The sequence below is a fragment of the Micromonospora qiuiae genome, assembly GCF_016863555.1.
In the GTDB taxonomy this organism is placed as follows: domain Bacteria; phylum Actinomycetota; class Actinomycetes; order Mycobacteriales; family Micromonosporaceae; genus Micromonospora; species Micromonospora qiuiae.
On sequence record NZ_BOPC01000056.1, the window covers coordinates 12997 to 34503 of the forward strand.

Consider the following 21507-nt stretch of genomic DNA (forward strand, 5'->3'; position numbering starts at 1 on the left):
CTAGCTAGCGCTCGGGCCGGGCGGGATCGCACGGCGGTCGGATCACGTCCCGGCGCCAACACGCGCGAGAGCCAGAGAGTTGGCCGTTGGCGGAGCCACCTGCCGCGCGGGCCGCACTACGTGTCCCGAAGCTGATGGTGGGGTTTTCGTACCATCGGCCCGACATCGAGCCCGCTGAAGGGGGACGCGCCGTGTCGGTGCCGGACGAGCCTGAAGAGATAATTATCCACATACCCGGCGGTCGAGCAGTAGTGATCGGCCCCGATGCCGAAACGGAGGAGCCGCGGTGGGGACGCCGAGTCGCCAATCTCGCTGCCGGTGAATGGGCGTCCGTGCTACGGACGCTGGACCCGGTGACCCGCGCGTTCGTTGAGTCGCAGCGCTGGGCCGGCTCACTGGTCGAACTTGACGAGGTCTCCCGGTCGATGTTGCCGACCGCCCGGAAGATCGTCGAGGAAGACGGCTGGATCCAGGCCACTCTCCGCAACGACGAAGGAAAGTTCTCGCGGGTGATGCGGATTCGTCCCGGCACCGGTGTCGCCTCCCTCGTCGGCGGGGCTGCCATCCTGAGTGCGGTTGCGGCCCAGGCACAAACAGCCCAGATGGCCCGCGACATCCGCGTCATCCGGCGACGTATGGATTCGCTCTACCAGCACTTGCAAAACGACCAGATCGGTGCTGCCGCGAATATCGCCGAACAGGTCGACGGTCTGGTGCTGCGGCTTCGCGAACATGGCACCGACGGCGTCGACCCGAGCGAGTTCCCAGTCATCCGCAACAGCCTGGGCGACACAAGAAACAAATGCCTACGCCACCTTCAAGATGCGGTCACCACCTTGGAAGACGCCGATTATGGGTCTCCAGGTGAGGCGCAGAAGAACATGCACATCGACACCGCGCAAAAGGTAATATTGTACCTCGACCTGCTCGGGAAAATTCATCTCGACAGCGTGCAGTTCGAGCTCGCGCAGGTCGCGTTCTACTACCACTCCGGGAAGGCCGACGTCGCCAGGACCTGGAGCGCCAGCACCACGAAGGCTCAGGACCAACTTCGCACTCAGATCGAAGACGTATGTGGCCGGCTCGGCCGACTGGACGCGAGCATCCGTGCCCTGTTCCGGCCAGCCCTAAAACATGCGCTCGGACGGACGCAGAAGGCTGGCGCAGCCGTGACCGCTTCTGCCTACACGACGGCACGCCAGGTCGCGAGAAGCAAAACCTTCCGCATCCCCGGTGTCTCATTCCCGATCCCGGTGGCGGAAGCCGCCGCTGTCGGCGGCGCGGTGTTCACGGTTGGAACCGCCGCGGTCAACGCGGTAAGTCAGGCCCGCGCGCAGAAAAAGCTGGACCAACGACTGCGGCAGTTGGAGGAGGCCGGGATCCGGAGCCTGCAGACCGTGGACCAGGCCAGACCGAATCTCGAATTACTCGAGACGCTGGCCGAAGAACTTGCCACCTCCGGCGGGCCGCGATAGGTCGCACGGCCTGCGGCACGTCGCCGCGTCCCTGGCCCATGAAGCCGGATTCCAGTTGTCCCATGCTTCGGGCCACGGCCACCACGATCGGCACCGTTCCAGGCCGGCTCAGCTAGGCCAGCTTGGCTACAGTAGCTGGCTGACGTTGGCGTCGGCCGGGCCAGCGTGCCGCTGCGCCGGCCATGATCAGGCGGCTGCAGAGATGCCGACGGTCACGACCAACGGTACTCCAGACGTAGACCCTGTCCGACGAAGCGATACCGGCCGCGGCTCGCCGGGTCGAACGGGTTTGGCAGCATACGGATTTGGCGGTTCTCCTTCATGACGTTGGTGATCACTATCAGCCGCCACTGCCGGTTTCGGGCGTTCTCCTGCGCCGCGATAACCTGAGTCTCGCCCAACTCGATTCGACCGCCCTCGGCGAGGGTGGTCTTGACCTCGTAGTACCAGGTGCGGCGCCGGCCGGGGACTTCAAAGTCCCAGCCCAGGCTGTCGTCACCGGTGCCGGGGAAGACCCGCTCACGGTATCCCGACACCCAGCACTCCGGGCTGAAGTCGGTGCCATAGTGCCGCTCCAGCCATCGATAAGCGAACCACTCGCCAGCAAAACCCACCCCCAACTTCTGCAGGCTTGACAGCTCGGACTCGAACCCACCGCCGCCGAAGCCGCCACCGGCGAGCCGGCTGCCGGGGCCGGACCGGGCGTCGGTTTCCTTGAGGCCGGTGAACCTGCGCGGAGTGGCCAGGAACGCGGGTGTTCCGTCCAGCGAATTGTCGAGAGCCGCGCGTAGCGAGGTGAAGCCGTCGTTTAGGTCGAATGGCTTGTCGTCGATGTTTACGATCCGCCGCTGCCGTTCCCGTTCGGCGCGTTGCTGCCGCTCCTCGGCTTTTTGGCGGTCGAGGTCGTCGGGGGTGAGACCAAGCGCGTCAACGTCGTCGGTCGCGGGCATGTCCGCCGGCCAGACGCCGAGCGTTTGCAGCCAGCGGAGCACGTCCGGAAGCGTTAGCATGCCGAAGTCGAGCGCGCCGGCCGAGTCGAGTGTTGCGCGCACCGCCGGGCCTACCAACGCCTCGTCCGTCCACGGAGCGGGGACCGGGCGGCGGTGCCGTTCGAGCCAGGCGCGCACGAGTTTGGCTAAGCGGCTGGCGGCGGTATCGACCAGCTCGGCGTTGGCCTTGGCGCAGTTGCTTCGCCGCGACAGGGGCGGGCCGCTGGTCGGTGCCTGTGCGCCCAGCCGCGCCGTGAGTTCCTCCTCGACGCGCGTCGCCATGAGATCGGTCGAAAGCACGTCGACGGTGGTGCCCCACTCCGGGTCCGGCGTGAGCGACTCAACCCGCCGGAGTTGCGGCCAGTCTGGCTGGGGGTCGCCGGCGGCGAAGCGGTCCCACCTATGCCAGCGCAGCCGGTCGAGCAGCGAGTCGCGATGGTGGCGTAGGTGGTCGGCGAAGTCCTCGGCGTGTTGCGCGCTGTGGTCAATTGGCGGATAGCGCCCACCCATGCTGGACAGGGTGTCGTTGAGTTCGCGTACCGGGATCTTGAGCTGTTGATGGAGCACCGCGAGCGTCGGCGCGTCAAGCGCGGCACCGAACAGCTTGTCCGGCCCGTGGTCGAGTCGGTCGGCCAGCTCAGTAAGCCGGTCTCGGGCCTCCTGCTCGCTTTCCACCGACGGCGAGTCGGGGTCGAACGGCGCGGCCGCCTCGGCGCCCAGGTAATGCGCGACGACTGGATAGAGCCGCTGTAGTACAGGTCGCAGGGAAGACTGGATTCGCCGCGACATCGTCCGGACGTCCTCGGCCGTGACGTCGCAAATCTCGGCCACGTCGTCGTCGGCGAGTTGGGCGACGGGGACGCCGACCCGCCGCGTCCGCTCTGCGGCCCATCGGAAGGTGCGGGCGTAGTCGCGCCGGCCGATGAGGTATGACAGCGGCTCCGCCATCGCCTCAAGATTGTTCCAGTCCAGCTCCGACTCCGCACCCTCGACGATCAGGGTCGGGTGCTCGGGGTGCGGGACCGGCAGCACGCCGTGCAGTCGGTCCGGGAGCCGCCTTGTCTCCTCGCCGAGACGCACCTCAACCGTGTGAGCGAAGGTGACCCGCACCCGCCGCAAGGCGTCGAGCGTGTCGTCGAACGCCCGCTGGCCGAGGCGGCTGAACTGGCTGCGCTGGTGTTCGAGCAGCGTCGCCACGAACAGCGTCAGCCACGGCAGGATGCCGACGATCGGACGGGCGCCGGTGGCGGCCGGCAGGCCGAACTCGTCGCCGTCCAGCAGCACGATCGGCGTGACGCCGTTGGCGCGTGAAACTCGGTCGCCGAGGCGACGGCGCAAGATGGCGGTCACCGTCTCGGGATGCGCGTCCACCTCGAGGACCCGCCACCCGAAGTCGGCCATCAGCCTGAGCAGGCTCTGATCGTCGTCCCGCGATGCGACTACTACGTCGGGCGGTTCCTGGTCGCCACCGTCCGGCTCGATCGGCAGGGCTGTTGACGAGCCGCCGATGTTGACAACGAGGTAGCCCTGGGTGTCCGGCGGGAACGGCTCAGCCTCGGTGCCACGGCCGGCGCAGGCCGCCCACGCCGCCCGGTACGTGTTGTGGAACTGTGCCGCATGCATCTCGGTAACCGCGCCGGTGTGAAAGAGCGCGCCCAGGTGACGCACCAGGCGCGGGGCATCGCCGTCCCGGCCCCACACGCCCAAACCCAGCTCGGTCAGCCGCCGCAGAGCCATCGTGTCGTCGTCGAGCAGGTCCCGCATCGGCTTGGTGAGCAGCATCGCGAACCGCGGCGGCAGGTCGTCACTGCGAACCGGGAACGTCCAGCAGTCGGCCGGCCTCGCGAAAGCCCCGCCGCTCTGGCCGGGCCGTTGCGTCGGCAACCAGGCCACCGTACTTAGAAACGCACCGAGCGGCGTGCATCGCTGTTGCGGGTCCTTGTCGCCGGGCCGGTCGCGTTCCCAGACGGTCGTCAAGGCGTCAGCCGCCCAGGCGCCCTTGAGTCCGCGCAGGATTTGCCGTGCCAGGTGCTGGCGCACTCGGTCGGTCAGCCGTTCCCAGTCGGCCTGTCCCGGCATCCACCAGAGCGGGCTTTTAGCCACATAGGGGGTTTTTGGTGACCACGTGAGCGATGTGGTCGGCAGGACGTTCGCCCACTGCTCGCGGACCGGATCGGGCAGCCCGCGTACGGCCGTGAGCCGATCACGGGTCAGCTCGCGGCCGTTGATCTCGCGGCTGTCGCGTACCGATGAGAGCGGAAGCACCTCGCGTACGCCGATGCGCCGCAGGAAAACCACCCAGTCGGTGACGCGGTCGCCGGCTGGCATAACCTGCGCCGGGGGTGCCAGCAACCGGCCCGCGAGCGAGTACAGCTCGGCCGACCGGTCCTCTGGAGTGGCCGCGATCGCGGACAGTTCCTTGCTGGTGGTACCCGGCCAGTCGGACGAGAACAGGCAGTCGCCGGCGGCCATCCAAGTGCCGCTCGCGGTAGGCAGTCGCAGGCCCAGGGTGGCTAGGTCGGTTTTGATGCGGGCACCGCTGCGGCTCAGGTTGAAGACGAACGTCAGCGCGTCCCGGGCGACCCGCTGCGCGCGGCTGTCCGCGAGCACGGCACGGATGTGTTCGAGGATGCCCCGCGTCTCGAAGCCGCGCACGAGCCGGTTCTCCTGCAGGAACTTACGCGCCGGGGTCTGTTGCCGGTTGACGTGCCAGGTCAGATCGCCGTGCAGGTAGAACAGCCGGTTGGACAGGCTTGCCGGCAGCGACAGGTCGGCGCCGGAGTCGATGTCGTCCTCGTCGGCGATCCGCTGGGTCGTCGGCGGGAAGAACGGCGCGGCCTCCCGGCTCGCGGATGTCTCGCCGGTCCGCCGGCCGGCGCACGGCGCGAGCTCGTTCGAGTCGGTCAGCAGAATGCGCCGCGCCCGCAACGCCTCGGGCGTCTTTTCGAAGAGGCGCGCGATGTCCGCGTAGGCCTGGTCCCAGTCGCTGATCGGGCGGCGGTCGCGCTGCATCACCGCCATCATCTGCTCGACCCAGCCGGCCAGGCGCTCCGGCTCTGGCGTCACGTCAAGTCCGAGCCGCGACAGCAGGCTCCTCAGCCGCGCCTGCCGGCGCGTCGGCAATTCCCGCAGGAACTCGGCGCCGCTGGCTGCTGTCGCGAACGCTGCGGTCAGCATGCCTGTGTCGGGTACGGGCCAGCGCCATGCCGCGGCTGGTGTGAGCCAGCGGCCGGGCGCCTGTGCGGGCAGCAGTGGACGCTCGTCCAGCGGTCGGCCCTGCTCCTCGGCGCGAGAGGTGAGGAGCCCCAGACGTTCGTCGTCCCAACACAGAAGATCGAGTACAGCGGTGGGGACCGCGTTGTCCGGCCAGCCGGTGAGAGCCTCTGCCGCGTCGAGGCAGAGTTGCGCCGCCGAGGTGAGCAGCAGCCGGTTCAGCGGGTTCGTCTCGTCGATGTCCGTGCGGGACAGGTCGGTGAAGAACGGCGCGTTGAGGTGCCCCGCGAACGGCGACGGCGCCTTGCGGCCCATCGGCAGGAAGGTGTAACACCGGCCGACGTGCGCGTCCGCGGCCGCGTATGGCACCGCGACCGAGACTTCGATCGTCGCCGTCGACTCGGCATACCTGGGGTCGAGTTGGCGCCGGTCGATTGCGTCCTGCACCGCTCGCCGGTAGGCGGCCGGCTCGACCGGCCGAGACAGCACCAGATATGTGCCGTTCTCGTCCAACGTCACAAGGTCGCAGGTGAAGTCACCGGCCACCACCGGCGCGCTGCTGCGTACCCGGGTCAGCACTCGCTCTTCGCTGGCGGAACCGCCCTCTCTCCGGACAGTGACACTTTCCAGCCGCTTCAGGAACAGCATGAGCGGCACCTCTGACGCTTCGAGCTCGTCGAGGCGCTCGGCCACCGCATCGACGGCGCCCTCGTCGAGCGGCAGCCGCACCACGGTGGCATAGCCGTCGGCCCAGAGCGTGGCCACCCGAGCGGGCGTTCCGTCGGCCGGCAACGTGATGCTGTAGAGCGAAACCTCGTCGATGATCTGCCGAGTGAGCACTGGATCTCCGCCGACCAGCCCTGGCACGTCGTCCTCGGTAGCAAACCGGAAGCAGAACCCCGGCTCTCCGTTGTCCAGCGCGCTGTAGACCTCCGGAGTCGCGCATATCTGGAGCACGCTCTTGAAGCCGACGCCCTTGTTGCCGATGCCCTCGCCAATCGGCTTGTCGCTCAGCCCGAGTGAGCGGATCCGCCGGGCGTTGCTGGCGGTGAACCCGCGCCCAGTGTTGGCGACATAGAGAGTGCCGTGTGTGCCCTCGTCGCGTGCCAGCACCACTGCGATGCGCCCGCTGCCGGCGTCCGGCGGCTGCGCGTCGTACCCGTTTTGAATCAGCTCGAACAGGAAGCGGCCGCCGTACTCCCGCATCGTCTGGCCGATCATGCTCTTCTGGCTGCGCGCGAAGTCCTGATCCTCCCGGGTCATCAAATGGGCCTGGACGAGGCGCTCGGCTCCGTCACGCAGCTGCGCGTCGGCCTCGGCGCGTGAAGCCGGCTCGGTACCTTCCATTGGCTGTCTCCCCGGAGTGGAACTACCGCCTCTTGCGTTCCAGGCTGCTGCGGAGGTTCTTCGCGCCCACCTCCGAGACCCCGGCGTGCGCCAGGGCATATCCCACGGCAGTGTCGACGTCGAGCAGCCCGCCGCGCACCACGGCGTCCAATACCTTGCGGGCGTGCTCACGCTCGTGACTTCCGGTCCAGTTGTTGTGCCCGCCGAAGAACACGGCCCGGTCGAGGGCCTTCTGCGCGTCGGGGTCCAGCGCCGGCACCTGGGGATACACCCCAGACAGGTCCTCTGCCTGGGTCCCGGCAGCCCAGCCGGCCAGCGGGGTCATGGCACTTTCCAGGACCACCAGCGCCGATCCGCGCGCCAAGTCAGCCGCTTGGCGCAGCGACCGGGCGTCCGGGTGGAACGCCACCACAGCGCCACGTGGCCGGTTTCGGTCGAGCGGGTAGCTGAACCGGTAGCGGTTTGCCAGTCGGTGGACTGGGCCAGGGCCCCCGTGCGCCTTCGCGGCGTTGTAGAACACCACCGGAGTCACCCCGTCGGCGGCAGCCTGATCCTCGATCCACTGCACCACAATCTGCTCGAGCTCCTCCCAGCGCTGCAGATTCTCGTCGACGTCAGGGATCCACGCGGCCACCCGCAACAGGCTCGGGTGCTGCCGCCACGGTTCGTCCGGCTGATTGGTCACTCCACGCCTCTTTCGTCAGTCACTCGCGACCAAGTGAACCAACAGGGTCCGACATGGAGCCAGCCGTCGAACGGCTTGAGGTTTCCCGGTGCCGTCGAGGGCGGTCCCTAACCCGGGAGCCGCGGGCGTGTGGCCCCCGAAAGTGTCAGGGGCGGGGTGTCTACTGGAGCCGCCCCTTGCGCGGGGCGGACCGGGTCAAACTTAGCTGTGAGGAACGGCGCCAATGGACGTTCTCGCTCAAGTGCCAATCGTTGGCGAGCATCTCGGACGAGATCGGACCCCGGATGACGACTACCTGACGGTAATGATGTTGTCCGCCGGACTGGCCGGCATCGTTCAGCGGAGGAAACAGGCGGCGGACGGGTCGGCGAAGGAGGCGGGGTTGTTGCCGGCCCCGTGGCGGGTGGGCTTCTCGCGTCTGTGGTGGCGTTTCGCCGACCAGGGGCTGCAGCCGCTCGACAGCGACCTCGCCCTGCTGGAGCTCTGTGCGCAGCCGCTGGCGACGTGGCCTGTGCAGCTCGACCTATCGTTCAATGACCTGCAGAACTGTCTGCTGGCCGACGGTGACCTGACCGAGTTCGCGGTGCAGGGCTCTCGGCTCGCGCGGCACGACGTGGAGGCCGAGTGGACCGAGAACCAGGTGCACCTGGCCCTGCGGGAAGCCGCGGCCGCGAATGGCTCCTCGGACGAGGAGATCGGGGACGCGTACGCGGTGCTGCGGCGCTACCTCATCGACCACGCGGTGGTCGCTGACCGGGAGGTCCGCGGCCTTGAGCGGCGTTTTCCGGCGAAGGACAACAGCGGCCAGACGCACGTCCACCGGCTGATCAGCCTCGCTTACCACCCGAGGCCCGCCCGGGCGCCGCAGGAGTTCCTCCTGTGCCCTTCGTGCCGCAACGTGCTGGTCGATCCATCGGCGTGCTGCGCGACCGCGGGTTGCCCCGGGGGTGCACCGCAGACGTGGACGGCCGTGCCGATGGCGGTGGTCTACGAGCAGCACCGGGCGACCCGCAAGTACATCCATGATCCGGGCCTGGTGGAGGCGCGGATCATCGACGCGCTGTCGGTCGACTCGCTGGCGCCGGTGGTCAGGGTTACGCCATATCCGGGAGTCGACGCGCTGGACGTGTTGATCGAGTTCCTGCGCCCAGGCGCGAGTGGCGTGCCGGAGGTTGCCGAGACCTGGGGCGTGGACGCAAAGGACCAGGTCAGCGCGCGACTGTTGGGCCGGGGATTCACCTGGCCGCAGGCACCGGCGTGCGACCGGCGGTACCTGGCGCTTCCAGCTCACCGGGCGGTGCAGCCGGGCTACATCAGCGACCTGGAAGCCGAACTGGACGGGCGGGTCTCGGGCGTGCGCGTGATCGACGAGAACCATCTGGTGGCTCGGGTCAAGGAGCGGGTGAAGGAGTTGGCCGGGTGAGAGAGACCTCGTCGTGGCGAGACAGCTTGATGAAGCAGATGCGCCGGGAGCAGTTCCCGGAAGCGGTGATGGCTCGGGACGCGTTCTGCCGAGTCGAGATGGGGCTGCACTTCCTGACGAAGCACTTCCCGGGCGAGCCGGTGGGGGCGCTGCAGCCGCTGCTGTCCGGGTACGTCGACCTACCGCCCGAGCTCGTAGCGACGTGCCGGCGGGTGCGGCACCGCATGGGTGACGTGGCCCGGCGCGGCTACTGGCGCAGGCTGCTCAACCACTACCTGCGGGTGCCGCAGGAATGGCGGCGCTTCGCCCGCACCGACGCCGCGGACGGGCAGGTCAACGACAACACGGTGTTCACCGTCGCAGGTTCGGCGTTGTGCCAGGACCGCGTGGCGACGTACGACGCGGCGCTGGCTGACCCGCTGCAGTACAGGTTGACCCCGCCCCGGCCGCCGGCGCCGGCCGGGCGGCGGTACGAGTTCCGCGTCGGAGACGGCGTCGAGGTGGTGCACCTGCCGTCGACGCTGCCGCCGGCCCCGCCCGTCGCGCGGCTTTCCCTCGTGCCCCGCCGCTCTCGGGAACCCTGGACGGTGTCGTTCGAGAAGGAGCTGTTGGAGACGGCGAAGGAGATCGACCGCAGGCTTGTCGGCAAGCCCCACATCACGAACCGGAACTGGCACAAGCGCCTGACGGAGAACATGCGCTTCAGCTCCGTCGACCGCAACGGTCCCGGCCTGGTCGACAGACCCGAGACGTTCGTGCTCGACGGCGTGTCCCACATTGTCGGGCTCATGAACTCGGGCAAGACCACGCTCACCGACGTGTTGGCGGTCAACCGGGTGCTGAAGCACGGCAACCGGGTCGGGATGGTCCTGGGTTCGGTCGGTGACGTCTACGCCAAGGTGTCGTTTCTCCGGTCGATCGGCATCGACGCCGTGCCCCTGATCGGGCGCAGCAACCGAGCCGAGCACGCCGCACGGTACTGGCGCTCCGCGATCGAGGAAGCTCCCGTCCTCGTTCCCGACGACGACAACCCTGCCGACCCGGCTGCCGCCTACGCCAACGCCTCCTGCCTGCTGGAACCCTTCCGGCGGTCGGCCAACCCGGACTGGAAGCCGCTGGAGCCGAACGAGTTTCCGTGCCACGGCAAGCTCCGCGATGCCGAGGCAGACGAGCCGGCCGCCTACGACTGTCCGCTGCTGTCGATCTGCCCGGCGCAGAAGGCTCACCGCGAGATCGCCAACGCGCAGGTCTGGGTCACCACCGCGCAGTGCCTCATCGCCAGCCGCGCGGAACCGGCTGACGCGTCCATGCGCTGGTTCGAGGCCTTCCAGCCGCACACCGACCTGCTCGTCATCGACGAGGCGGACGCGGTCCAGCAGGTGCTGGACTCCCGGTTCGTGCAGACCGAGCCCTTGGTGGCTGCGGGCAAGGGCTGGACGCACCGGATGGTCCAGTACACCAACGCCGCCCTGGACAACCAGAGCATGGCGCCGGCGGCTGATGACGAGGTGGACCGCTGGCACACGCAGCTGCAGATCCACCAGAACGCAGTCTTCGTCCTGAACCGGCTGGCTTTGTCGCCGTCCGGGCAGCGGCTGAAGGAGTTGCTCGGCGACGCGCCGTTCACGGCGCACTCGCTGTTGCGCCGCGTCGCCCGGGCCCTGTTCGGTCTGCCCTCGCGCGGTGACGGGGACAAGCGCGTCGAGGACCTCGCCGACGACTTCTACCGCCAGGAGCTGCAGGAATTCGCGGAGAGCCCGCTGAGCGAGCAGCCGCACAGCCTCGACGAGGTAGTCGCGCAGGTGACCCGCCAGCCGCGGACGGACGCCGCGGTGGCGCTGGCCATTGACGACTGGCTCGACCGGTGGCTGGAACCGAACATCGAGGCAGGACACGTGCGCCGCGAATGGTTCGACCAGCGTCGCGGCCTGCTGCGCCTGGTCGTCGAGGCAGCGATTTGCGCCGGCCGCATCACCACGACCTTCTTCGCGATGACGACGATGTACCCATCGGTGCGGGAGCACCTGCAACTGCCCGACGAGGAAACCTTCTGGGCCGACCAGCCGCCACGCGACTACCGGCCACTCGTTCCGGAGGCTCCGATGGGCAACATCCTCGCTCTGCGGTGGGCCGACAGCCGCAACGGCGGAGCGTCGCTACAGCTGCTGTGGGTTCACGGAGTCGGCCGGTGGCTGCTGCACCACGCGCACGACCTCCTCGCCTGCGAGGGCGTGCAGGGCCCCCACGTGGTGCTCACCTCTGCCACCAGCTGGGCGCCCGGATCGTCGTTCTACCACATCCCCATCGAGCCCACCGCCGTGCTGCGCCCACCCCCCGAGGACGAGACCGCCCTGCGAACGTCACACATGGCGGTCAAGGCGCAGAGGGCCGGCGCCGATCCGATCTTCGTGTCTGGCAAGACCGGCAGCCGGCGCCACGACGCCCTGCGGCTGCTGGTCACCGCGCTGTGCCAGCCCGTCGACGGCCGGCCGCGCAGCCTCGTCGACGAGCTGCGGGCGAAGCTGCCCGAGAACCGGCGCAAGATCCTGTTCGTGGTCCTGTCCGGCGACGAGGCACGCACTGTCGGCGACCACATCAACGCCCGAGTGCCCCAGCTCAGCGCGCGGATCGTCGTACCCGACGCCGCCGACCCCGGCGTCGGCGGCATCCAACGCCGTCTCGTCGGGCGCTTCGGCACCGGCGAGGAAGACATTCTCGTCGCCGCCGAGATGTCGATCCAGCGCGGCTACAACATCCTCAACGCCAACGACACCGCCGCCCTCGGCGCCGTCATCTACCTGACCCGCTCCCACCCGCCGCCCTTCGACCTGGCCTTCCCCCTGTCACTGGTGAGCCAACTGGCGATGGACCACCTCCAACGGCCGCCGGCCGCCGCCCCCGGCGAAGTCGGCAGCCTCGTGAAGCAGCTCCGCTCCACTGCCCGCAAGGTCTGGTTCGACGCCATCGGCCGCCCCATCCAGTTCCGCGCCCTCGACCCGCAGGACCGGCGCGTCTTCGTCGCCAACAACCTCGTCCCCATGAGCCAGACCATCGGACGCAGCATCCGGGGCAACCAGCCGACCACCGTGCTGCTGTGCGACGCGGCCTTCGCCGAGCGACTCGCCGACCCCGAAGAGAAAACCGCGGACACGGCGCGTACCAGCATCGTCGTGGCCACCGACCAGTACCTTGGACAACTGCTGGCCACGCCCGCCGACGGCGCGAGCCAGCACCGCCTGCGAGAGCACGCCGTCAACACCGCCGTATGGGGCCTGATGGGCCACCTGGTCCGCACCAACGACCCCTTCGGATCGAGGAGGACTCCCCGGTGACCGACACCGACACCAGCGAGAACACGGCCAAGCCGCCCCGCAAAACCACCGGCGACCACTTGCGGCTGCTCGCGTTCGACATCGAGCCAGGCGCCCGCTGGGACGTGGAGTGCGACGTCGCGGCGATGCCCGCCGCCTGGCTCACCGAACTCGACAGGCAATGGCGCACGAGGCCGTTCGGCCGCCCCGGGCACTCGCTGCCCACCAGCAGCCTCAAAGAGCTCCTCTGCGGCATCGACCCGGCGATCATGTACGTCAACTGGGACCTGAGGTCGAACGACTTCATCGTCGCGTTCCCCGGCATCGACACGTACGTGGTCACCGACGCGATCGCCAGCTGGGCCACCACCGAGATCACCGACCAGGTCGACTGGTACCAAATACTCAAACCGGCCGACCTCGTCTTCGACCGCCGCTGTTTCAATCTCCTCGAATACGCGGTCCGCGCCAACGGCACCGCCGCAGTGGCCCCGCACGTCTACCAGATGCTGCCCTCGTTCCTCGCCAAAGAGGTCGTCGACAACAAACTCGACCTGCTCGGCAAGGCCCGGCGCGACTTCATCCTCGGGCCACCGAGAAGCGACGGCCGGCGCAGCGCCGTCCTCTGGCCGCCCCAGCGGACCGACGACGACCGCGCCGGCCCCGGACTCGTCACCGCCAAGATCGACTTTCACATGGAGACGGCACCCAACTTCGCCGTACCGCGCATCCACGCCGATGTCAGCATCAGCCGCTTCCCCCTTATGCCGGTGGCCTACGTGCCGTCGCGCGGCAAAGGCCCCACCTCGGCCACCATCTGGCTCCACGGACCTCAAGGCTTCCTCGGCCGCGATGACGAACCCCACACCCTGCTGTCCGCGCCGGCACGGCAGATGCGGATCCCCGGCGGCGGCTGGCAGTGGCAGTGGAGCCCCGGCCTCGCCCGCGCCCTCGCGAAGCTCACCCAACTCTCGTTCCCCGACCCGCACAAGACCCTCGCCGACCCGGCGGCAGCCGCCGACCTGCTCGACGAACGGGCCATCCGCGCCTACTTCCTGTACAGCGGAGGCACCAAAAGCCAAGCGGTGGAGGCCGACGCCGCACCCAGCGTGGACGCCGACGGCAACGAAACCAGACGAGCCAAGACGCTCGTCCACGCCGCCAACACCGGCCTGGTGCCAGGAGACCACGTCGACGTTCATGACAGGCTGCGCGGCCTCTTCACCCGGCGCGGAATCCGGCCACTGCCTGACCTCGAGCGTGTCGGCTCCCGCGCCACCCGAAAGATCAAAGCCGCGTTCGACCCGAACACCACGTACACCATCGAACTCTGGACGCAGAGCGACATCACCCGCGAGGCCGTACTTGCGACCCTGGAGCACCACTTCGGCCTCGCACGCGAGTCCGACCCGGCCGACAACAGCGTGGCCCACTTTCACGGCGACCTCAACATCACCGTCCGCCTGCGCAACGGTGCCGAGGTCGGCGTCGGCGTCCAACCCGACCCGGACAAGAAGAAGACCGACGACGCCATGCTCCAGCTGCACACCAACCGGCTTGCAAGGGAGGTGCTCGGCGGGAGCACCGACCGCCTGGGGGCCATCGTCGAACTGCAGGACGCTGCCTTCTTCCAACGCGCCCGGCTCATCGACCCGAAACCCGGCCTGAAGAAGGCCTTCGCCCGCACCAATCGGCGCCTGCAGTGCCTGCGACCAGCCCAGCTGTTCACCGAGCCGAAGACCTGGCCCGAGAACGCCAAACGGAAGAAGCCCGAGCCCTACCCCGGCACCCGGTTCGGGGCCGGCACCATCCTGCGCGTGGCGTCCGCCATCAACGACTGCCTGCGCCAGCTCGGCCGTTTCGGTCCCTACCACATGCCCGTCGGACTGCCCGACATCGAGCAGGTCGGGATCTGGCTACACCACGACGGCCCCACCTGCATCCCGATCGTCATCCGCCAACAACCCGACGGCACCGCAACCGCCTACCTCCCCGGCGCAGATGGCAGCCCTTCTCACACCGTCCCTTACGCCGACCTACCCGCCCTTCTCGCCGATGGCAAAGGACGGATCGGCCCTGGCAGGCAACAGAAGAAGATCCTCGCCGGCTTCCTCGTCAACGTCCTGGGCATCGGCGGCACCGCCGACTCGGCAACCCACGACCGCATCATCATGGTCAGAGCCGCCGGATTCCGGAACTGGGGCTGGGACTGGATGCAGGACAAGCACCTGCGCCCCGACCAGCTGATCCTGCCCGGCGTCGACATCGAAGACGACGCCGACCTCCCCGAGACCAACGGACCGGACAAGACACCAGGCCTGCGCATCGTCCGCGTCCGAGACCGCTCCAGCACCATGGAAGTCCCCCGCGGTTTCGCCAACGACCTCGACAAGCACCACCCCAGGGTCAGCGGATTGTTCCGCGCTAGCGAACGCGTCTACTACTCCGTCAACCCCAAGTCCGACCAGATGCAAACTCCACACGGCCGCACGAAGCTCGACCCCGACATCCACACCAACTTCTCCGTGCAGGCGTCGAACCCGGTGCCCCTGGAGATCTGCGTCGCCCACCAACGGCCCAACGACGATCCGGCAGCCCTCGCCACTCTGGTGTCACTGCTGCGTAGAGCACATGCCCACACCGACCAGGCCACCAAATATCCGGGCGTTCTGCACCTCTGCTCGCTAGCGGACGAGTACCTGTGAGGCGCCCAACCGATCGGCGGATTGCTGGAGCTACGGCTCCTCCCTTCGGCACCGGGGGCGGCTCCCGAGTTAGTGCCACCGCCAAATTCCGGCTGAGGCTGAGCTACTCGGGGAGTCCGGACGGCTGCGTACTGGGCTATGCCTCAAGAGTGACTCGCGGGGCAGCCTGCGAGCCCGCGGCGACTACGACGAGCGGTCGGCCGACATCCCGGCCTGCTGCGCGAACCCGAGGCAAGAGCATCGTCAGCGGCGACGTTCATCGTAGGCGATGACCAAGTGCGCGGGAGGCATCGCACGCAGGCCCGGTAGAAACCGGTGGAGGGCAGCGCTGGCCTTGCCCGAGGTGCCGATCCAGCAGTCGCGGACCAGCCGGGAGAACGTCTCAGGGTCGATGCTGCGCTCCGGTGGGAAGCGCAGCATCTTGCCGCCGTCGCGCCCCAGATCCGGATCCGCATCCGCATACATCAGCTGGACCAGCTCTGCGGGAAGATAATGCCCGTCGATCAGCTGATGATCGGTATGCAGCTTGGTCATCGGATGGGCGAACTTGACGAACGCGCTGGTACCGGCCAGCCGAAAGTCAGCGACCTTCGCGGGAGGGACGCCGTCCGGCCGGGTGCAGGCCAGCATCGCCTCGAGTTGGCCGAGCAGGCGATCGTTGCCATTGATCCGGTGGATCAGTCCTTTACTGTCACGGTCCAGCACCTTGTACTGCACGATAACGAAGGCGTCCGGCTCGCTGCGCCAGTAGACCAGGTCCGCGCCGGTCTGCGTTTCAGCCGACTTGAAGTTGATGTTCTTGACCAGCAGCCGGCGCCCCTCGGACTGAAACTCCACCCAGCCGCCCTGCGACCGATGCTGCTCCCAGCCCTCGAAGGGAATGATGTCGTCCTGGATCAGGTCGTTCTCGTCCGGCCTCAGCTCCGCGACGAAAGCCGCCACCTCGGCTGACGGCTCGTCGGATAGCGGGACCGGCTCGAGGTCACGCCAGTCCGGGGAGAACAGGCGAGCCGCGGTCATGTTGGCGTCCCGGGCTTCCTGCAGAGCGGGCCGCCCTGCGACCGCGGCGCCACCGGCCGGTGCGGGTGGGAGCAGCACGGACCGGACTATCTCGTCGAAGCCGGTGATCCGTTGCCGCAGCTGGCGAAGAGTCGCCTCGTCAGTGCTGGGCGGGATGGGCCTCGCCGACGCGTGCAGATTCCGCCGCCACCAGTGGGCCTCGTTGACCGGCAGCCCGCTGATGATGGCGTCCACCGGGATTGGTGTGGCCAGCACAGTCCAATTCCGGATCTCTAAATTGCGTACGCCGGTCGTCCCGCTGCCGAGCCTGCCGAGCGCGTGCGCCCGGGCCAGCGCCACCACCGCCCATCCGGAACCCGGCGAGCCGGGCAGGTCGACGTTGCCGATCAGCAGGGCCAGCTCGATCTTTTGGTGCTTCCAGTACTCGGCGGCGACCTCGCGGTCTAGGGAGTCAATGCGCCGGCGAGGCTCAGCCGCTTTCCGAACCGGTGCACGGCGAGCGCGCCGCGTTCCTTCTCGTGCCGACTCGAACGACTTGACCGCCGCCATCGGCATCGGCTGAAAAGTGGCATCGGACAGGACACCGTGGCGGACGAGCTCGACTTGCTCGGCCGTCAGCTGGATCAACGTCGACAACGGGTCAACCGCCCTTCGCGAGGGTACGTCGCCTTGGTAGGTACCATACGGCTGCGATGATGCGGATCATGTTCACCTTCCGGCTGCTGCGGTAGACGCGTCACTCGGCGCGGTATGCGCAGGTTCCGTCGAGATTGAACCGTTGAGCGAACTCGACGTCGTGGTGACCGCAGCCGCCGGCACCGCCCGAAGCCGAGAGGCTGAGCTGGGAGGGCGGTGGCGCTGCGCGGATCCCCGAGGGTTCACGGTGACCGATGTGGTCGTCAACGTGGTGGACTTCAGTGTCGGGATGTCTACGAGGCCATGGCACACGCGGTGCGGCCCTCGGCTAGTGCTTCGGGTTCTGGCCGAGTTGCGGTTCAAGGGCATCACCGTTGGTCGAATGCTGATCTTTCGACCCAGCCGATGCTCAAGTACCTGAAACGCGGACGCGTCGGCGTTGAAGGCGCCAAATCGCCTCTATTGCCGCCACCCGGTGACCCGCTACCGGCAACACACGATCCCCAACCCCTTGCCCACACCCGACAACGCCTGAAGACGAGAGTCCATTGCGCGGAGACGCGCTCCGCGGTTTCGGCGAGCGGCCTGGAGAAACGCACCAGCGGCACGAGCCGTCTGACCGGATTCGACACGGGCTCACCGTCGGAACACCATGGTCGTCGTTACCCGCCCAGCCCCAGGTCGAAAGCATTTGATCTGGGAGATCCTCGCCCTCAAGTACCCCGTCGGCCGCGACCGATCACCGATCGGACGCTGCGGCGCCTGCTCGAGAGCCTGGTCTGGGAAGACCATGCGGGCGCTGTGGGTGGAGCTTAGGCTGTCGGGCTCGTGAGCTCGCGGACGCGGTCGCTGTAGAAGCCCTGCTTGTCCGCGTCCATGACTCGCTCGCAGTACTCCCGGGCGCGTCGCCGATCACCGACCATGAAGTAGTACTTCCCGAGCTCGAAGAGGCTGAACAGGTCGAAGGCGTCGAGCGCCAGGGCCTGGTTGTAGAAGCTGAGGGCGAGGCGATCGTTCCCGTTGAGGGCGTGCGCCCACCCGAGCTTGGAGTAGACGACGACGGCATCCGGCCGCTCCGCTCGAACGGTCTCGAGCAACTGGATCGCGCGCCCGTAATCGCCATCAAGTCCCGCCGCGACGGCAAGCCGGAACCGCGAGTACGGCCGGTCGACGGCGTGCACGAGGCGCTCGTGGATCGCCACCGCGTCGCCGTACCGCTGGAGGTTGGTGTACAGCTGACCGAGTCGCTCGAGCACCTCGCGTCGCTGATGACCCTCGACCGGGTAGCCACGATCGAAGGCGGCGAGCAGCTGCTCGTACGCTTCGGCCGCTTTGCGGTGGTACCCCAGGCGCATACAGATGCCGCCGAGCATCCGCAGGTACTGAGGATGGCCGTCGCTCCGATCGACAGCGGCCTCCGCCGCCTCCAGGGCACCTTGAGCGTCGTCCTCGGCGAGCCGCTGCTTGGCCAGTTCGAGGTAGTAGAGCGGACTCGACGAGGGCGGCCGGAAGCCGAGCTGGCTGGGCTCCGAGCGAGCCGGCATGGCTGCTGTCGCGGCCTCGGCGCGCAACCGGTCAAGGCATGCCTGCACGGCGGCGCGCATCGACCCGCAGTTCGGAAAACGGTTCTCGGGCCGCCGCGCCATCGCGCGAAGGATCACGTCCTCGAGATCGGCACGCACATCGCGGTTGACCTCGCGAGGCTTGGCGATCTGCACGCCGGTCAGCAGCTGATGCGGGCTCGAGTAGGGCAACCGTCCCGTGGCCATCTCGTAAAGGAGAACGCCGATCGAGTAGATGTCGCTGACGTCCCGGGCACGCTTCCCCTCGAGCGCCACCTCCGGGGCCATGTACGCCTCCGTGCCTTGGCGCTTGGTCCAGACCCACACATCCTCGAGCCGGCGGCTCGACCCGAAGTCGGTGATCTTCGCTGCGCCAGACGCCTTGTCGACGAGGATGTTCTGCGGCTTCAGGTCGTTGTGCGAGATGTTCGCGGCGTGGACGGCAGCAAGGCCGTGGAGGATCTGCAGCGTCCACTCCAGGATCTGTTCGAAGGTGAGCGGCGCTCGCGTACTGACGCTGTCGAGGACCTTCGCCAGGTCGTAGCCATCGACGAACTCCATCTCGATTACGAAGAGCTCGCTGATGTTGTGGAAGCCGTGGACTCGAACGATGTTCGGATGATGGATGTCCCTGATTATGTCGGGCTCCTTGCGAAGCACCTCCTCGCCCTTCTCCTGGTCTTTCGGAATCTTGATCGCGACCGTGGCACCATCCTTCAGCCTCCGCGCCTGCCACACCTCGCCGAAGCTCCCCTTCCCGAGCTCGGCTAGCAAGCGAAACCGATCGCCCAGCTCCTCGCCGGGTTTGCCGCGAAACACGATCAGCGCCATGCCTGCGCCCTCCCCAGGGCGAGCCGCTCATTGCGCTCGTCGCGCAAGAACTCGCCGAACACGAGACGTTCGGAATCGGGAGCGGGGCGCATCACGCACTTGATGATCATCAACGGTGTCCGTGCCGGGTCCACGTCACTGCCACGACGCCTGAACCCTTCGCGGTAAGTTGCGATGGTGGCGTCCATGCTGCGTGGAGCCGAGCCGCTGCGCACCCAGTAGATCAGGACACACAGCTTCAAGCCCGGGGAAGCGGTCGACGCGACCGCGAGGTTCTCGACCTTGCCCCGCAGCTTCCCCTCGTCACCGCGCTCGAACCTCTCGAATTCGAACGCGAGCGAGGCTTCGCCCGAGTGCTTGTCGAACCACACGGAGTCAGCGCGCACGTCCCCAAGACCGTTGTCGCGGGCCCACCAGATCGGGCACTCCGCCACGGCAGAATAGCCCTGCGACTGCCCTGCGGTGGCCAGGACCGTGAGGAAGTGCGAGTGCACCGTGAGCCCGATGTCCGGGATCCCCGACGACAGCAGCATCGGGAAGTGCTCGACCATCAGTTCGCGGTTGGTGAGCCCGTCAAACACCAGGTCCGCCGGTGATGTCGAGCGGTCACCCATCATCCTCCCGACCTCCCCCAGCGCTCGCACACGCGCGGTGACTCACCGCCGTGGATGAGCGCCTTGGTGCCGACCTTGACGACGAGCGGCGCGATGATCGCCCGTCCGCAGATCAGCGCCTCACCGGTCGACAGCGTCGGGAGCTCCGCCAGGTCCGCTGCAGAGAAGTAGTCGGAGGTCTTCTGGATGAACCGCTGGTCGTCCGGGTTCTTGATGCGCATCGCGACGATAGTGTTGCACTGACTCGTCACGTCGGAGTCGAGCTTGCTCGGGCGCTGGCTGACGATGGCGAAGCCCACGCCGAACTTCCGGCCCTCGGCCGCGATGCGCTTGATGATGTTCTTCGAGATCGCAGCCTCGCCGGCGGGCGCGAAGTTGTGCCCCTCCTCGTAGACAATGAACACCGGCCGGGTCGGGCGCTGCTTGTCGGCCGCCGCCTTCATCAGCTCGCTCGAGATGAGCGCGACGATGACCTGCCGCGCCGTGTTCGAGAGCCCTTGGAGGTCGATGATGCAGACCCGTCCGGCCTCGGCATTGTCGTCGCCGACCATCTCGTAGACGTCGAACGGCTCACCGGCCGCGCGTGAATAGAAGCTCTGGGCCTCGTTGATCATGCGCCGAAGGCGGATGGCGGCGATGTTGGCGCTCCCTCCGCGGAGCGCGTTGGCCTCGCCCTGGCTGCCGGACTCCGTCACCCACTCCTTCAGACGGTCGAGATCATCGAGGACCGCGAAGAGCTCCTGGATGTCGCGAGGCTCGTCGATGTTCTCCTTCCAGTAGCGGAGCGCGACGTCGAGCACGCGCTGCTGCGGCTCCGTCAGACCAGGGAGCACACCGGAGAACTCGTCCACGTCGAAGTGGTCAAGCTGAAGAGCGAGGCGCATGTTCTTCCCCGCGTACTTCTCGTCGAAGCTCCGCAGCTGCGGCGTGTAGACCTTGATGCCACCCCCGCGGTCCTGCAGCTGCTGGAGGGCATCTTGGATCTCCGCGAGCTTCTGCCGGTCCCGAGGATCCTCGACCTTATCGAGGCGGTCGTTGAAGTTGAGCTTGCCGGCTCGGAAGGCCTTGCCGTACTCCCCGTGCGGGTCGAAGACCACGACCGACGCGTTGAGCTGCGAGACCAGCCGCTCGATGACGCGCCCGACGGTGTAGCTCTTCCCCGAGCCGGTCATCGCAAGCACGGCGAGGTGCTCGGTCACCAAGGTATTCGCGTCGAGGAAGACCGGGACGATGTTCTCGCCCTTCTCGTAGCCGACGAGGTTGCCGAGATGAATGCTGGTGTCCTCCGAGAACTCGTAGAAGCTCGTGAGGAACGCGTAGTCGACTCCGTAGACCTTCGTCCCCGGCGTAAGGGGACGTCGCGGTATCCGGATCTCACCGGTGAACGGATCCTTGTAGCCGACCAGCTCGAGCGTCGCGTACACGGTCTCGCCCGAGAGCCGCGACTGCGGCAGCAGCTCGACTTCACTGATCCCCTCGCCGAGCGCTGGGCTGAACAGGATGTTCGACCGCGAGAGCCCCACGATGCGGCCCAGCACGTCGAGCTGCGATTCCGACTCGCGCTCCTGGTGCGCGACCCGCACGAACTCCCCACGCCGCGCCGAGAAGCTCGTACGCAGTGCGATCGTCAGCTTGTTGGGCTCCCCGGTGTTGCCGACCAGCTTGCCAATGTAGTTGTCGTCGTCTCGGAACATGC

The 21507-nt window shown here is 67.8% G+C and carries 10 protein-coding genes; 4 read left to right on the top strand and 6 right to left on the bottom strand.

The annotated features are described in order from the left end of the window. Positions 1–86 precede the first annotated feature (86 nt). On the top strand, positions 87–1475 hold the full coding sequence (locus Vqi01_RS20090; protein ID WP_204036363.1) for a hypothetical protein: 1389 nt from the start codon (positions 87–89) through the stop codon (positions 1473–1475). Positions 1476–1687: 212 nt separating this feature from the next. Here Vqi01_RS20090 and Vqi01_RS20095 read toward each other — a convergent pair whose 3' ends face one another. Next, the gene (locus tag Vqi01_RS20095; protein ID WP_204036364.1) at positions 1688–7024 is read right to left on the bottom strand and encodes an ATP-binding protein; all 5337 of its coding nucleotides are present in this window, start codon (positions 7022–7024) and stop codon (positions 1688–1690) included. A gap of 22 nt (positions 7025–7046) precedes the next feature. Continuing rightward, positions 7047–7709, bottom strand: a complete 663-nt coding sequence (locus Vqi01_RS20100) for a hypothetical protein (protein ID WP_204036365.1) — start codon at positions 7707–7709, stop codon at positions 7047–7049. A 304-nt stretch (positions 7710–8013) separates the two neighbouring features. Here Vqi01_RS20100 and Vqi01_RS20105 point away from each other — a divergent pair, with 304 nt between their 5' ends. From Vqi01_RS20105 to Vqi01_RS20115, 3 genes are read left to right on the top strand one after another with little or no spacing between them, the layout of a single operon-like run. Next, positions 8014–9132, top strand: coding sequence for a restriction endonuclease-related protein (locus Vqi01_RS20105; RefSeq protein WP_204036366.1), 1119 nt, complete (start codon positions 8014–8016; stop codon positions 9130–9132). Further along, positions 9129–12464: a pPIWI_RE_Z domain-containing protein gene (locus Vqi01_RS20110; protein ID WP_204036367.1), complete on the top strand. Its 3336-nt coding sequence runs from the start codon at positions 9129–9131 to the stop codon at positions 12462–12464. The genes Vqi01_RS20105 and Vqi01_RS20110 overlap by 4 nt, the downstream gene beginning before the upstream one ends. Further along, the gene (locus Vqi01_RS20115; protein WP_204036368.1) at positions 12461–15148 is read left to right on the top strand and encodes an RNaseH domain-containing protein; all 2688 of its coding nucleotides are present in this window, start codon (positions 12461–12463) and stop codon (positions 15146–15148) included. Before Vqi01_RS20110 ends, Vqi01_RS20115 begins: the two co-directional genes overlap by 4 nt. Positions 15149–15391: 243 nt before the next feature. Here Vqi01_RS20115 and Vqi01_RS20120 read toward each other — a convergent pair whose 3' ends face one another. From Vqi01_RS20120 to Vqi01_RS20135, 4 genes are all read right to left on the bottom strand, one after another. Continuing rightward, on the bottom strand, positions 15392–16804 hold the full coding sequence (locus tag Vqi01_RS20120) for a hypothetical protein (protein WP_204036369.1): 1413 nt from the start codon (positions 16802–16804) through the stop codon (positions 15392–15394). Positions 16805–17616: 812 nt separating this feature from the next. Then, a complete protein-coding gene (locus tag Vqi01_RS20125; protein WP_204036370.1) occupies positions 17617–19197 on the bottom strand; it encodes a serine/threonine-protein kinase in 1581 nt (526 codons plus the stop codon). Next, positions 19188–19814 (bottom strand): hypothetical protein, encoded by a 627-nt coding sequence (locus Vqi01_RS20130; protein WP_204036371.1) that lies wholly within the window; start codon positions 19812–19814, stop codon positions 19188–19190. The genes Vqi01_RS20125 and Vqi01_RS20130 overlap by 10 nt, the downstream gene beginning before the upstream one ends. Then, a complete protein-coding gene (locus tag Vqi01_RS20135) occupies positions 19811–21505 on the bottom strand; it encodes a helicase HerA-like domain-containing protein (RefSeq protein WP_204036372.1) in 1695 nt (564 codons plus the stop codon). Before Vqi01_RS20135 ends, Vqi01_RS20130 begins: the two co-directional genes overlap by 4 nt. Between the last annotated feature and the right edge of the window lie 2 nt (positions 21506–21507).

Coding starts and splice junctions, on each gene's coding strand:
- Vqi01_RS20095 (WP_204036364.1), bottom strand. CDS start 7,024: ATGGAAGGTACCGAGCCGGCTTCACGCGCCGAGGCCGACGCGCAGCTG.
- Vqi01_RS20105 (WP_204036366.1), top strand. CDS start 8,014: ATGATGTTGTCCGCCGGACTGGCCGGCATCGTTCAGCGGAGGAAACAG.
- Vqi01_RS20125 (WP_204036370.1), bottom strand. CDS start 19,197: ATGGCGCTGATCGTGTTTCGCGGCAAACCCGGCGAGGAGCTGGGCGAT.
- Vqi01_RS20130 (WP_204036371.1), bottom strand. CDS start 19,814: ATGATGGGTGACCGCTCGACATCACCGGCGGACCTGGTGTTTGACGGG.
- Vqi01_RS20135 (WP_204036372.1), bottom strand. CDS start 21,505: ATGTTCCGAGACGACGACAACTACATTGGCAAGCTGGTCGGCAACACC.